The organism is Acinetobacter sp. TSRC1-2 (assembly GCF_049895885.1).
Classification (GTDB): Bacteria; Pseudomonadota; Gammaproteobacteria; order Pseudomonadales; family Moraxellaceae; genus Acinetobacter.
In genome coordinates, this window is record NZ_JAFCTF010000016.1 from 67,937 (window position 1) to 82,198 (window position 14,262).

Genomic DNA, 14,262 nt, shown 5'->3' on the forward strand with positions numbered 1-14,262 from the left:
TTTAATCATTTATAGAGCATTATTCTATACTGTTCATTTTGATCTTGCATTGATCATAAAACCCCAACCCTGCTTTTTAATGAAATGATGCAAACCAATCGACACAATACTTTTATCTAAAACAAAAATTATACGAATAGATCTGCATTATTTAGCAACCTCAGCATATAAAAAAATATCATTTAATATCAATTATTTAAAATAAATTTATGGACGATCGATTTTATATTTAGACAGGATATTTTTATTTATTGGATCTTTGCCTCCCTTCGTTTGACAAGGCTGATCTATTTTTTACTATCAGTGCTTATTTTCTACTAAAATGAAGTTTTCATGTAGTTGAGATAGCATTTAGTGGAATATTTTGAGCGACATCAAGGTGGCGAACGTGCCCTATTAATAAGCGTCTCTGTACAACTTTTAGATGACCTTGATGCAGAAGAATTTCGCTTACTGGCCCAGTCCGCAGGTGCAGAAATTGTAGAACATGTAACTGCTCAACGGATCAAACCGGATCCAAAACTGTTTATCGGCTCTGGAAAAGCAGAAGAAATCGCAGAGCGAGTCAAAGAATTAGAAATAGATTTGGTCATTTTTGATCATTCCCTAAGTCCTTCTCAAGAACGTAATTTAGAAAGAGTCATTCAATGCCGCGTGATTGACCGTACCCGGCTTATTCTGGACATCTTTGCCCAACGTGCCCGTACTCATGAAGGTAAACTTCAAGTCGAATTGGCACAATTGGATTATCTATCGTCACGACTGGTCGGGAGCGGTATCAGTTTAGATAGTCAAAAAGGCGGTATTGGTTTACGCGGACCCGGGGAAACACAACTGGAAACGGATCGTCGTTTACTACGTTTACGTATTGGACAATTAAAAGACAAACTGGAGAAGGTTCGCCAAACCCGTATGCAAGGTCGTTCTGCACGCCAGAAAGCCGCAATTCCAACGGTATCTCTTGTCGGTTATACCAATGCAGGTAAATCGACATTGTTTAACCTCTTGGCGCGCTCTGACGTTTATGCGGCCGACCAACTATTTGCAACACTCGATCCGACTTTACGCCGTTTAAATTGGGATGGGGTTGGTGCTTTGGTTCTGGCCGATACCGTGGGTTTTGTCCGTAACTTAGCTCATGCCTTGGTAGAATCCTTTAAAGCCACACTTGAGGAAACGGCTGAGGCGACCTTGCTGCTGCATGTTATTGATTCCAGCAGCCCAGATATGCTGGAACAAATTGAAGCCGTAGAATCGGTTTTAAAAGAAATCGGAGTCGATGTTCCGGTACTGCGGGTTTATAACAAAATTGACCTCAGCGGTGAAGATGCCAAAATTGTGTATGCCAAACCGCATTTGCCTGATCGTGTCTATGTATCTGCGCATGCCAACCAAGGCTTAGACTTGTTACGCCAAGCCGTTCAAGAATGCTTGATGGGACAGTTGCAAAGTTTCGAGCTGGTGTTAAAACCCGAATATGGAAAATTGCGTACTCAACTTTATGCGCTAAATGTCATTCAAACTGAAAATCATGATGAAGATGGCAATCTGCATTTACACGTCATTATTGCCCCACACAAGCTGGAGCAACTGATTAAACAAGCGCATTTACCGATTGATGAAATTCTGGGAAAAAAAGCCACGCAATTTAAGAAACCGCTTGAGGAATTTGAAATCAAAAGATAAATCGGTTAAAACGTGATAAGTATAATTTTAAAGTTTGGTAAAAATGGACTCGATAAAAACAATCGACTGGCCAGCATGGATTGGTACACTGGCATTAATCATCTGCTTTCGTGAGGGAGCAGTATGGTTAATGACACAATTTAATCATCCTGAACTGGGTAATTTGGTTGGCTTGATTAGCTTATTGCTGACTCTGCTTATTTGGAGAAATGTCCACAAATTACCTGCACGTTTAGTCGACACCAACAACAAAATCATGAAAGAAAGTGCCTTTGCTTTTTTACCGATTAGTGCAGGTTCACTGATTATGCTGGTACAAATGGGAAAGGAAATTCCTGTTTTCCTGGTGGTGATGTGTATCAGTACCTTAATTCCATTATGGGTCTACGCAAAAATGGCCAAACGCTGGTTATAGGGGAAATATGATGTTAGCAGTACTGTACGGTTTTATATTGACCCTCTTCGCCTATCTGATTGCCAAACCTTTAAATAAAAAGCTTCCACAAGTTCCAGTCATTGTCATCGGCATGTTTTTCATTATTGGATTGTTATTTGTATTTGGGATTCCTTACGAATCTTATATGACACAGGTCAATCCGCTATTTAATCACTTACTCGGCTATGTCACTGTTGCCTTGGCTATTCCACTTGCAGCCATGCGTTATGATGACTTACCACTCAAGGCCATTGTCGGTATTCTGGTCTTTGCCAGTATTAGTGCGGTTGCTTTACCGATGGGACTTGCCTATTTATTGCATATGTCTGACGCAAGCATTATGGCCTTCGCAACTCGAGCGGTCACTACTCCTATTGCCATTAATATTGCTACTTTATTAAATGCCCCCCTCACTTTGGTGATTTTAATTGTGATTTTATCGGGCGTGATTGGCGCAGCTTTCTCTCCATTTATTTTGCGTCATATTCACGATGAAAGAGCTTCTGGTCTGGCATTGGGCTTGGCGGCACATGCAATTGGTACAGCGCAAGCTTGGCAACGAGGCAGTGTAGCAGGACGTTACGCAGCTTTTGGCATGGCTGTGAATGCAGTTTTCACCGCCATCTGGTTACCTACCTTCATACTTTATTTACAAAAAATGTGATGAAATAAACATTCATAAAGGATTGCGTGGTACAAAAAATAAACATAAGATGAACATGTAATCACATTAATGGAAAGGATTTTTTAATGGGAAAATTTAAAATTTTAGCAACGTTAGTTTTTTCTTCATTAAGCGGTCTTGCTTTTGCAGAAGATATTTCAGGAATGTGGAAAAATATTGACGATAAAACAGGTTCGTCAAAAGCAATTCTGGAAATGCGCCAAGAAAGCAATGGTACATATACAGCCAAAATTATAAAAGTTACACCACGTCCAGGTTATACTCCGAAAGAAACCTGTGTAAATTGTCCGGCACCTTATACCAATAAACCTATTTTAGGTTTAGATATTTTAACGGGGTTAAAAGCAGCTGGTGATAACAACTTTGTAAATGCCAAAGTTCTTGATCCACTTAGCGGCAGAATCTATAGTGGTAAAGCAAAATTGAGTGCTAATGGTAAACGTCTCACTTTACGCGGTTATGTCGGTGTATCAGCACTGGGTCGTAGCCAAACCTGGATTAAACAAGATTAAATTATGCTGATTTCAGTTCAGCATAGATGGCTAGAGTGGTACGAATAAGAGCTTAAAATTTTTGTCTTCCAAGAATGCTTAATTTCGTATTACTTCTTCATCTTAAAATAAGTCAACATAGGATATGTATACTTATATAAATAAGGAAATTTTATGAAAAAAATAGCAATCACTAGGACATTTTTTATAGCCTTATCAGCGAGTTTTCCAGTTTTTGCTCAGGAGATAACCGGTACATAGATACAAATCGGTGATAAAACTGGTTTACCTAAGGCACTGATTGAAATTCCGAAACAAACCAATGGTTCTTATTCTGGCAAAATTATTAAAATTACGCCTCGCCCCGGCTATACGCCCCGAGAAACATGTTTCCACTGCCCGCCCCCTTACACAGATCAACCCATACTAGGCTTAGAAGTATTTAAAGGCTTACAGCATGTCAATGGGAACAATTATGAAAACGGTCGTATCCTTGATCCTTTAACAGGCAAAACCTATGGTTTGAAAGGACGAGTTTCCCCGAATGGTAAACGTTTTATATTACGCGGCTATATTGGGATTTCTGCCTTGGGTCGCACTCAAACCTGGATTAAAAACGACTAATGCTGACAAAAAGCCGCACGATGTGGCTTTTTATTTATCTTTCTTTAAATATTTCACATTATTTTGATTTTTTATGACGCACTGGCTTGACTAATTTTCAAACACTCATAATATGTTCTTATGGATAAAAAAATTACTCTCCACATTCGAAGGAATTGATATGAAAAAGAATATTTTGCTCGCTACTTTCGCTGGCTTATTTTTCAGTGGTAATGTATTAGCACAAGATCTATCTGGAACTTGGCAATCAATTGATGATAAAACGGGTTCACCTAAAGCGATTATTGAAATTCGTAAAGAAGCCACTAATACTTTTACCGGAAAAATCACCAAAGTCACCCCTCGCCCAGGTTATACACCTCGTGAAATCTGTAACAATTGTCCAGCGCCTTATACCAACAAAGCAATTTTAGGTATGGATGTGCTCACCGGTTTGAAACACGTGCCTGATACAAATAATTATGAAAAAGGACGTATTATTGACCCACTTACAGGCAAAATTTATGATGCTAAAGTTAAGCTAAGTACCAATGGCAAACGCTTAACCTTACGTGGTTATATCGGTATTTCCGCACTCGGGCGCAGTCAAACTTGGCTTCGGATAGACTAATCAGAATTTAAGCTCAATAAAAAGCCACACTAATGTGGCTTTTTTACATTCGTCAATAAAATGATTTCATTTTTTGCACCCTCTCCAGAATATTGACTAATCACATAATCAGTCTAATATACCGACTCAATAAAAAGTATTTAGTTATGGAAAGATTTTTTATGCAAAAGAATATATTGCTTGCAGCTTTGGCGAGTGTGCTTTTTAGTGGCAATGTTTTTGCTGAGGACATTTCTGGAACTTGGCAGCAGATTGATGATAAAACAGGTGCTGCCAAAGCCATTATTAAAATTGATAAAGAAACCAATAATACCTATACAGGTAAAATTGTTAAAATTACCCCTCGTCCTGGTTATACTCCTCGTGAAACATGTAATAAATGTCCCGCTCCATATACCAATGATCCAATTTTGGGTATGGAAATTATTAAAGGCTTAAAACATGTAGCAGGAACCAATAACTATGAAAAAGGTCGTGTGATTGACCCTTTAGCAGGCAAAGTCTATGATGCCAAAGTTAAACTAAATGCTACAGGTAAGCGTCTAACTTTGAGAGCCTATATGGGTGTTTCAACTTTGGGACGTAATCAAACCTGGATTAGAATTGACTAAATAAATACCAATAAAAAAGCCACATCATGTGGCTTTTTTATTTTGTAAATCATCCAAACATTACATCATTGGATTATCAACTCTAAATATTTCTTTATCTTCCAGACGATAGGCAATCAACTGATTACCCCAAACACAGCCGCCATCGACATTCTGAATCTGCGGATTAATGGTTTTACCCTGTAATGCAGCCCAGTGTCCAAAGATTAATTGATGTGTTTTCGCAGATTCCGATTCAAATTCAAACCACGGTTTAAAACCTTGAGGCATTGGATCATCAAGTGAATCTTTAAAGCTAAACTCTAAACGACCTTCGCTATTCGTTAGACGCATGCGGGTTAAATAGTTGGTAATACAACGTAAACGTGCAATACCTTCCAGATCATCTGACCAGAGATCAGGTTCTGTACCGTACATCTCGGCCAAGAAAACATCGACCACAGCAAAGTCTTCATGACTGATGATCGCTTCAACCTCTTTTGCCAAAGCGGAAGTTTGTTCTACCGACCAAATGCATGGAATACCCGCATGGGTCAAAATAGTTTGATCATTCGGAAAAAGACACAACGGTTGCTTGCGCAACCAGTCAATTAAGTCATCACTATCAATCGCATCAATCACATCACGAGTATTATCTTTGTCTTTTAACGCTTTTAGACCACGAGCACCGGCTAAAAGGGTCAAATCATGATTGCCCAATACTGTTGCGGCTACACCACCATCAACCAGTTTTTTAACAAAACGTAATGCACCAATCGAATTTTCACCACGTGCAACCAAATCGCCTGCAAACCAGATAAAATCTTGATCGGGATCGAACTTGATTTCTTTCAGTAAAGCTTTTAAGGCTTCAAAACAGCCTTGAACATCACCAATCACGTAGTTGTATCGAATCTCGGAGCGTGCCACTTAAGCCCCCATTTGATCTGACAAAGCCACAAATTGAGCCATGGTTAAAGTTTCTGGACGTGCCATCGGATCAATACCAGTTTTCTCGAATCCATCTTCCGCCAACATCCCTTTTAAACTATTACGCAAAGTTTTACGACGTTGGGTAAAGACATGCGAAACCAAACGCGCCAAAGCTTTTTCATTTTTAGCGATCACAGGTTTCACAGCATAAGGTTCTAAACGGAACACCGCAGAAGTCACTTTCGGTGGTGGGTTAAAAGATCCAGGCGGTACTTCAAATAAAAACGTCGGTTTACAGTAATACTGAATCATCACCGATAAACGACCATATTCTTTCGTATTTGGTGAAGCGGTAATACGATCAACCACTTCTTTTTGTAACATGAAATGCATGTCTTTTACTTTGTCACCAAATTCCAAAAGATGGAACAAAAGCGGTGTTGAAATATTATAGGGTAAGTTACCGACTACACGTAGCGGACGATCTTCCTTAAATAACTCATTAAAGTCATATTTCAGTGCATCAGCTTCAACAATGGTTAAACGCTCAGGATGCGGTACGCGACCCGGCAAACCTGCAGCCAAATCACGATCCAGCTCAATCACGGTTAAAGCATCACATTCACCAATTAAAGGGGAGGTTAATGCCGCAAGACCCGGACCAATTTCGACGATGTTATCGCCTGTACGTGGATTAACTGAACGGACAATTTTTGCAATGACACGTTGGTCATGTAAGAAGTTTTGACCAAAACGCTTGCGCGTGTGATGCCCTTCATCTTTTGGGTTTAAGGCATTAATTTGATACATAAAAACATTTCCAACGTGAGTAATTAAAAATCAGTGGCGAGCCAAATCTAAGGCTAAATCGACAGCAACGTGCAAGCTTGAACTTTTTGCCCGTCCAGTACCTGCAAGGGAGAGCGCTGTGCCATGATCTACTGAAGTACGAATAAAAGGTAAGCCTAAAGTAATGTTAATGGCTTCACCAAATCCTTGAGATTTTAACACAGGTAAGCCCTGATCGTGATACATCGCCAGAACGGCATCGGCATCTTTTAAATTTTCAGGAGTAAATAGGGTATCTGCAGGCAGGCTCAGGCTCATATTAATCCCTTGTGCTCGATAGCTTTCAAGCACCGGATTAATCACTTCGATTTCTTCCATGCCTAAATAGCCACCCTCACCCGCATGTGGATTGAGCCCACAGACCAAAATATGCGGATGCTTAATCTTAAACTTGGTTTTTAAATCATGAATCAGAATATCGATGACTTGGTGCAAACGTTGTTGAGTAATGGCATCTGGAACATCACGTAAAGCGAGATGCGTGGTTGCGAGTGCGACACGCAAAGTCTTGGTTGCCAGCATCATGACTACACGTTCAACACCTGCAAATTCCTGGTAATATTCAGTATGACCACTAAAGTGAATACCCGCATCATTAATGACTGACTTTTGCACAGGTGCAGTCGCAACCCCGACACTTTTACCTGACATCGCATAATCAGCGGAACGACGTAATTGTTCTAATACATAAGCAGAATTTTCAGCATTCAATTCACCCAATACAACATCCGTATTTAATGGAATATGCTCAACATATAGCTGACCTTCGCCTGAAGATTCTAATTGCCCTTGATATGCAATAAGTTCAACCGTTTGATTTAGAACTTTAGCTCGTTTTTCTAATAGATTGATATCAGCTAAAACTACAATGGGACGTTCATCAATACGTATTGCCAAACTTAGGCAAATATCAGGACCAATACCTGCAGGTTCACCACTAGTGACATATAAGGGAAGCATATTCCGTCTCTTTTACGCTGTGATCTAATCTCACCATTATATACGCCTTTGCTCACTTGCGTATTTTGAGCCACAATCATTTTTAAACTTAAAATGCTGAGATTCAATTGACTTTTTAAGCACTTAAAGACGTTTCATTTCCCTTTGTCGAAAAATTAAAAAATTATCTGTGGTTATTCTGTGCACGACGGTATTTTTACTATACAATATAGCGCTTGAAATTTGCTTTTTCATTTGTGATTCTTCACGTATTCGTTTAGAATCGCGTCTCCTTTTGTTTGGACAGATTCCATAGTCCAAACCAACTATAATAGGTAGTGGTTTAATGAAAACTCTCAGCGCTAAGCCAGCTGAAGTTCAACACGACTGGTATGTTGTTGATGCTTCTGGCAAAACTTTAGGTCGTCTTGCGACTGAAATCGCTCGTCGTTTACGCGGTAAGCATAAAACTTCTTATACTCCTCACGTTGACACTGGCGATTACATCGTTGTTATCAATGCTGAAGAAATTACTGTAACAGGTAAAAAAGCTCAGGATAAGAAATACTATCGCCATACTGGTTTCCCTGGTGGTATCCGTGAGACTAACTTTGAAAAGTTAATCGCACACAAACCTGAAACAGTTTTAGAAAAAGCTGTAAAAGGTATGTTACCAAAAGGTCCTCTTGGTTATGCAATGATCAAAAAAATGAAAGTGTACGCTGGTTCTGAGCATCCTCATACTGCTCAACAGCCACAAGTTTTGGACATCTAAGGGATACAGCACATGGCTACTAATTATGGTACAGGTCGCCGTAAGACCGCAACTGCACGTGTTTTCTTGTCAGCTGGTACAGGCAAACTCGTAATTAACAACCGTTCTATCGAACAATATTTCGGTCGTGAAACTGCTCGTATGATTGTTCGTCAACCACTTGAGCTTTTAGAAGTTACTGAAAAATATGACCTTTACATCACTGTTGCTGGTGGTGGTATTGGTGGTCAAGCAGGCGCTATCCGTCACGGTATTACTCGTGCCTTGATCGCTTCTGACGAGACTTTAAAACCTGCTCTTCGTCAAGCTGGTTTCGTTACTCGTGATGCTCGTGAAGTTGAACGTAAGAAACTTGGTTTACGTAAAGCTCGTAAACGTCCTCAATTCTCTAAACGTTAATTCGTTTACCGAAGTGGACAAAAAGCCTTGGTTTATCCAAGGCTTTTTTATGTGCTGCAAACTTATAAGCAATATTTATTTTTCTATTGCTCATGTACATCTTTACCCCATACTCCCTCATGAAACCAAAAAGATTTACTAAGATAGTAATTCGCAAAACCAATTAAAATAAAAAGCATTAATAAACCCAGTTTAATTATCATATTTTCTTACTCCAGTCATTTTTCTTATAATCTACCTCTTCTTCAATCGATTCATCTTTTATGCTTCGTGCTTTTTAGGTTGAACTTTAGTATCCTATTCTATTCATTTTTGCTTTGTTTGGGATTATGTCCGTCGAAACCGCACCTGTTCAAGGAATTACACTCTATAGCCATGCAGATGACTTTCGTTCACACTGGATTCGTTATCTCCTTGCCGAAAAGCAAATTAAATATCATTTGATTATTGTAGATGAAGACGATGAAGATCTTGCCAGCTTAAACCCATATAACCAAGTTCCGATGCTGATTGAAAATGAGCTTAAACTGTTCAATACCAGTATTATTTCCGAATATCTAGATGACCGTTATCGTCAAAACAAGTTGTATGCGGATGCCCCCATGCCACGCTCAGAACAGCGTCAATATATTTGGCGATTTGAACAGGATTGGCTACAACTTGCAGATATTATGTTACGTCACTCTGACAGTTTAAATGAAAAAGATAAAACCAAAGCGCAAAAACAACTACGCGACATACTGATCTCTCTAACACCGTTATTTCAGCATTTCCCCTATTTTATGTCAGAAAATTTTACAATTTTAGATTGCATGTTAGCGCCAATTTTTTTACGGTTACATTCAATGGGGATTGAACTCCCTAAACAACATTGCCGCCCCATTTTATTATACTGCCAGCGTATATTTACCCGTCCTGCTTTCAGCAAGTCTATGACAATGCAGGAAAAAAATAAATATCGTGAAATTTTAGTGAATCAATAGAGTATTTTTCAATGTCTGATCAGGAATTAAACCTCACTCCCACCCGACCTTATCTTGCCCGTGCAATTTATGAATGGATTTGTGATAACAACCTTACCCCACATTTACTTGTTGATGCCACACAACCGAATACCCTAGTTCCAGAACAATTTATTCAAGATGGCCAGATTGTTTTAAATATAGCGCCTCATGCCGTACATAAATTGAATATGAGTAATGATGCAATCACCTTCTCCGCTCGCTTTGGCGGAGTTTCACGTGATATCTATGTACCCTTAAATGCAGTGATGGGCATTTACGCACGTGAAAACAGTCAAGGCTTATTTTTTGATCCAAATGAATATCAGGATATCCAAATCCCTGAAGATACTTTAAAATCAACAACACTTTCAGAAGAAGCTGAACAACCCAAGAAAAGACCGAGCCTGCGGTTATTAGACTAAAATAATATGGAGTAAATTGATGGCTTTTGATTTAGTACAATATTTTGCTGAGCAGATTAATAATCAAAAGCCTCAGCTTCTTGGACAATACTCTAGAGAAGAGAGAAAAGAGTATTTATCAGAGATAAATGCGCTTGTTTTGGGTAAACTGATTACACTTTGGCGCTCCGATGACAAAAAAGTTTATCAAGAAATTTCTTCACCTGATGAACTCTTTCTTCAAGAGGTTGCGCGCCATCTAACCACTTCTTCAAAAAATCAATCTACCCTGCCTAAAAATGAATTAGAGCCAACAGTTACCGAGATATTAAGATTACAACTGGCTGAGCTTCAACAACTTAATGACATTGGTAATCTCGAGGTCCGTGGATTGCATGAATTGCTTTTAGGGCAAATTGAACACCTCTCAGGTCAAGCTCCTGATTGGGTTTGGTTAACAAATGATCTGTTAGAGTTGAAAGGCTCTAAACCGATTGTGCAAGAAGAGCTATCATTAGACTCAACGATGAAGGAGTTTAATCAAATGGTTAGTCAACAACATACTGATGTTACTGAAGATCAACACCATGCCGTAACAGCAGTAAATCCTACAGTTCCAGTATGGGCAAAAATTTTCGAACCTGTAGTTGCCATTATTATTCTTTGGGTTTTATATTCTGCAGCAACTCAAATGTTTAACTAAAATAGTGAAGATATTAGTTTATAAAATAAGAATCGCCTAAATGGCGGTTTTTATTTGCAAATAGTTCGGCAATTTAGCTTTATAAATAATATAGATAATAATTAAGAACCTACTATATATTAATATAACCGGAATCCTGTTTAAGCCGATTGTCGCACAATTTGGATTTTAGGCCTATCCTGATGCCAAAGCTGATAAGGCACATAACGAGGCATAAATTCCAGCTAAGTATCCTTCGATACTTCTAGCTTTACTGGTAACCAAATTATATTTCCCTTTTAATAGGGTGAATAAAGTTTCTATTTTATTGCGTTGTTTTAAGTAGTATCCATCTGATTTCGATAAACTAACAGCTTGCATGTTTTTACGATGATATGTAACTAAATTAATGCCTTGATGCTTAATATTTGATTTTAATTCTTGACTGATGTATCCACGATCAGCATAGAGCTCGGCTTTCAATCCTTTTACTAACTGTTCAACCATTTTAATATCTGCTATATGCCCATTCGATAAGCTGTTCTGACAATATCTCCTGATTGATTCATGATTAAATACAGCTTACAGCCATCCCATCGAGCTTTTACCGCGTGTTGCAATTACTGCCATGGATTTGTGACGTTGAATACGCTGATTTTCACATATAGGCAGCGTGGTTGAATCGACCCATAAATGACTACTTTGACCATCTTTCATCAAGGCAAAATGTAAGCATGTAGTGCCAATTGATGTGCATTGAATAGCCACCGATTTTGTAGACACCTTTTAGTTAGATATGGACTGCCACCACTCTCCTAGACAAGTTTCGTCTATTCTTTTTGCATAGGAGAGAACATTATGAGTGGACAACGTATACCCCAGAATTTAATGATGAAGCTGTTAAATTGATTACTGAACACTGATATTCTGTCACTGATATCGCAGACGTTTAGGTGTATTACAGCACAGCGGTTATAAATGGCTAAAGGCGGTACAACCTTTACCTAACAATTCTGATGAACACAAACTTCTCGAAGCAAAGAAAGAAATACTTCGCCTTAAAAGTCAGCTTAAACAAACTGAAGAGGAACGAGATATCTTGAAGTGAAAGCATTGCTTTTACGCCGCTTTGCAAGCCTTCCCGAGTAAAGTATCAAATACAGCCATCAATTTAAGATTAAAACGATGTGCAGGGTTTTAAAGATCGCTCGTGCTGGTTATTACGCTTGACTGCATGAGCTTGAGTCAGGCAGAACGATCAAAGACCGACAATTATTAGAACTAATCCGCTCGCCAGTTATGGCATCTATGGTTATCGGCATCACGCTGGATCTTAAAGAGCTAGGTGAAAGCTGTGAACCTAATCGTGTGCTGAAAATCATGAAGGACAATGATATTGCCGCTGTTCGGGCATATAAGAAGTATAAAAGCTATGGTCGTGGTCTTCCTCAGATTGTGCCAGCAAATCACTTAAATCAAAAATTTGCTGTGAACACTCCGAATATTTTACGAAACAGTGTTTCTCAGATGACTGATACTACCTATATACGCACTTGGCAAAGCTAGCTATATTTAGCGGTTGGTCTGGATTTATATTCAAGAAAGGTCATTCGCTGGCCGATGAAACCTACGCTTGCTAAAGGTATCGTTCTAGATTCACTACTTATGGCAGTATGGCGACGTAGGCCAAATAAACCTGGATTATACATTTAGATCAAGGCTCACAATACAGCAGCGGAGACTGGCAGAAACTCTGCCAAAACATAATTTAATTTCCAGCATGAGTTGTCAAGGCCTTGCGCAGTATACTGCTCATGGGACAACGCTGTTGCAGAATCCTTTTTTAGCAGTTTAAAGAAGGAAAGAATTAAAAAGAGGATCTATAAAATACGACAAATGGCCCGTGCAGATGTGTTTGATTATATCGAGATGTTTTACAATTGGATCAAGCGTCATTCGCATCTCGATGGGATGAGTCTAGAAGCATTTGAGGCAGCTTCAAAATGGAGCTACGTCATATCTAGGATACTGGGAGCAGTTCACATTGATAAGATAAACCATCCGCTGGTAACACAGTAAGCATCTAAATAAATGACTTTTATTGTGTTTTAATGAGCAAAAGAAAGCTTTGAAGTTATTGAAATGTTAACATTTATACCTAATGGCAATGAATACAATTTCTGCAATGCTTAACATAGAAGAACGTATTCTCAAGCATTTTTACTTTGCTTTAAAAACTTTTGACAGGTTGATTCAAATTTCTGAAAAAAGTCATCAAAAATGCAAAACAAGGATGTATGAGCCATATATGGCGTAAGGAACATGATGGATGGAAATATAGGGGGTGTGGTAACTTCCTAATGGTTTCCAGCCATTTTTTTCAACTCAATTTCTTATCCGCGATTCGCGGTTAATATAGCAACACATGTAAAAGTCTTTTCACTTACTAAAAATTTCTTCTTTATTTAATGCCAATCAGTTAAGAAATTATCTAGCATTTTTTATTTCGAACTCATTATATTTTTGATAAGCAGAAACATCATTTTCAACTAATTGAAATATAAAGTGAATTACACCACGAAATTAAAAGTTACTGGTTCTGCGATAGATTTTCTATTTAGTGGTAATGAATAATTTTTCGGATGACAAATAATTTTTAATTCTTTGAACTAATAAGAAATAATTTAAAAAAATGAAGGACTTCAAATATTTTATTTAAAAAATTTCAGATTCTGCTAGGAGCAGTCCAAAAGCTAAGAAGTGTATGGCACAATTCCTTAAGATCAATATTAATTATTTTTTCTTAATTATTTATCAAAGCTTTAATTATTTCATTCGCACAAGCTTACAACAAACACTTATTTTAAAATGAGGTATAAAAAGTACAGTAGAGCTGTTGTCCCCTTAAGAACTTCTAGCGCTTAGAAGCGCCTAAGGATTGATATTTTCATTTTCTAAAATTAAAGATTTGATCTAAGAAATTCGACAATTATTTTCTTTAAAATACTTAATACAAGAAAAAGCGCTGTATGAAGTTTTTTCCCTTTTCTTCCGGCATAAAAAAAGCCCCGCTATTTAAGCGGGGCTTTTGGAATAATGAGCTGGCGATGACTTACTCTCACATGGGTAACCCCACACTACCATCAGCGCAAAGAGGT

General features: G+C 38.3%; 14 protein-coding genes and 4 pseudogenes. 13 read left to right on the forward strand and 5 right to left on the reverse strand.

Annotation, left to right across the window (positions count from 1 at the left end; translation table 11 throughout):
* Nucleotides 1-354 precede the first annotated feature (354 nt).
* From hflX to ACP69Y_RS15045, 7 genes and pseudogenes are all read left to right on the forward strand, one after another.
* Complete coding sequence (gene hflX / locus ACP69Y_RS15015; protein ID WP_425919257.1) at nucleotides 355-1,686, forward strand: ribosome rescue GTPase HflX; 1,332 nt, start codon at nucleotides 355-357, stop codon at nucleotides 1,684-1,686.
* A gap of 43 nt (nucleotides 1,687-1,729) precedes the next feature.
* Nucleotides 1,730-2,101: a hypothetical protein gene (locus ACP69Y_RS15020; RefSeq protein WP_425919258.1), complete on the forward strand. Its 372-nt coding sequence runs from the start codon at nucleotides 1,730-1,732 to the stop codon at nucleotides 2,099-2,101.
* A gap of 10 nt (nucleotides 2,102-2,111) precedes the next feature.
* Nucleotides 2,112-2,786 carry an LrgB family protein gene (locus ACP69Y_RS15025; RefSeq protein ID WP_425919278.1) on the forward strand — a complete coding sequence of 225 codons (675 nt, stop codon included), beginning with the start codon at nucleotides 2,112-2,114 and terminating at the stop codon, nucleotides 2,784-2,786.
* A gap of 86 nt (nucleotides 2,787-2,872) precedes the next feature.
* Entirely contained in the window at nucleotides 2,873-3,319 is a 447-nt protein-coding gene (locus ACP69Y_RS15030) for a DUF2147 domain-containing protein (RefSeq protein ID WP_425919259.1), read from the forward strand.
* Between the two features lie 153 nt (nucleotides 3,320-3,472).
* Nucleotides 3,473-3,922 (forward strand): annotated as a pseudogene (locus ACP69Y_RS15035) (DUF2147 domain-containing protein).
* A gap of 160 nt (nucleotides 3,923-4,082) precedes the next feature.
* Nucleotides 4,083-4,532, forward strand: coding sequence for a DUF2147 domain-containing protein (locus ACP69Y_RS15040; RefSeq protein ID WP_425919260.1), 450 nt, complete (start codon nucleotides 4,083-4,085; stop codon nucleotides 4,530-4,532).
* A gap of 161 nt (nucleotides 4,533-4,693) precedes the next feature.
* The gene (locus ACP69Y_RS15045) at nucleotides 4,694-5,143 is read left to right on the forward strand and encodes a DUF2147 domain-containing protein (RefSeq protein ID WP_425919261.1); all 450 of its coding nucleotides are present in this window, start codon (nucleotides 4,694-4,696) and stop codon (nucleotides 5,141-5,143) included.
* Between the two features lie 60 nt (nucleotides 5,144-5,203).
* On the opposite strand, the gene ACP69Y_RS15050 is transcribed toward ACP69Y_RS15045, so the two are convergent.
* From ACP69Y_RS15050 to pdxA, 3 genes are read right to left on the reverse strand one after another with little or no spacing between them, the layout of a single operon-like run.
* Nucleotides 5,204-6,037, reverse strand: coding sequence for a symmetrical bis(5'-nucleosyl)-tetraphosphatase (locus tag ACP69Y_RS15050; RefSeq protein WP_425919280.1), 834 nt, complete (start codon nucleotides 6,035-6,037; stop codon nucleotides 5,204-5,206).
* Nucleotides 6,038-6,052: 15 nt separating this feature from the next.
* A complete protein-coding gene (gene rsmA, locus ACP69Y_RS15055; protein ID WP_425919262.1) occupies nucleotides 6,053-6,865 on the reverse strand; it encodes a 16S rRNA (adenine(1518)-N(6)/adenine(1519)-N(6))-dimethyltransferase RsmA in 813 nt (270 codons plus the stop codon).
* A gap of 30 nt (nucleotides 6,866-6,895) precedes the next feature.
* Complete coding sequence (gene pdxA / locus ACP69Y_RS15060) at nucleotides 6,896-7,864, reverse strand: 4-hydroxythreonine-4-phosphate dehydrogenase PdxA (RefSeq protein ID WP_425919264.1); 969 nt, start codon at nucleotides 7,862-7,864, stop codon at nucleotides 6,896-6,898.
* A gap of 325 nt (nucleotides 7,865-8,189) precedes the next feature.
* On the opposite strand from pdxA, the gene rplM reads away from it, so the two are divergent.
* The 5 genes from rplM (at nucleotide 8,190) to ACP69Y_RS15085 (ending at nucleotide 11,125) form a co-directional block, all read left to right on the forward strand.
* On the forward strand, nucleotides 8,190-8,618 hold the full coding sequence (gene rplM / locus ACP69Y_RS15065; RefSeq protein WP_004647928.1) for a 50S ribosomal protein L13: 429 nt from the start codon (nucleotides 8,190-8,192) through the stop codon (nucleotides 8,616-8,618).
* A gap of 12 nt (nucleotides 8,619-8,630) precedes the next feature.
* Complete coding sequence (gene rpsI / locus ACP69Y_RS15070; protein WP_425919266.1) at nucleotides 8,631-9,017, forward strand: 30S ribosomal protein S9; 387 nt, start codon at nucleotides 8,631-8,633, stop codon at nucleotides 9,015-9,017.
* Between the two features lie 329 nt (nucleotides 9,018-9,346).
* Entirely contained in the window at nucleotides 9,347-10,000 is a 654-nt protein-coding gene (locus tag ACP69Y_RS15075; protein WP_425919267.1) for a glutathione S-transferase N-terminal domain-containing protein, read from the forward strand.
* Nucleotides 10,001-10,011: 11 nt separating this feature from the next.
* Nucleotides 10,012-10,443, forward strand: a complete 432-nt coding sequence (locus ACP69Y_RS15080; protein ID WP_425919269.1) for a ClpXP protease specificity-enhancing factor — start codon at nucleotides 10,012-10,014, stop codon at nucleotides 10,441-10,443.
* A 19-nt stretch (nucleotides 10,444-10,462) separates the two neighbouring features.
* Nucleotides 10,463-11,125 (forward strand): hypothetical protein, encoded by a 663-nt coding sequence (locus ACP69Y_RS15085; RefSeq protein ID WP_425919270.1) that lies wholly within the window; start codon nucleotides 10,463-10,465, stop codon nucleotides 11,123-11,125.
* 174 nt (nucleotides 11,126-11,299) lie between these two features.
* Here ACP69Y_RS15085 and ACP69Y_RS15090 read toward each other — a convergent pair.
* Nucleotides 11,300-11,821: pseudogene (locus ACP69Y_RS15090) on the reverse strand (IS982 family transposase).
* Nucleotides 11,822-11,962: 141 nt separating this feature from the next.
* On the opposite strand from ACP69Y_RS15090, the pseudogene ACP69Y_RS15095 reads away from it, so the two are divergent.
* A pseudogene (locus ACP69Y_RS15095) lies at nucleotides 11,963-13,105 on the forward strand (IS3 family transposase); the annotation flags it as partial.
* 36 nt (nucleotides 13,106-13,141) lie between these two features.
* Here ACP69Y_RS15095 and ACP69Y_RS15100 read toward each other — a convergent pair.
* Nucleotides 13,142-13,410, reverse strand: a pseudogene (locus ACP69Y_RS15100) (IS982 family transposase); the annotation flags it as partial.
* Between the last annotated feature and the right edge of the window lie 852 nt (nucleotides 13,411-14,262).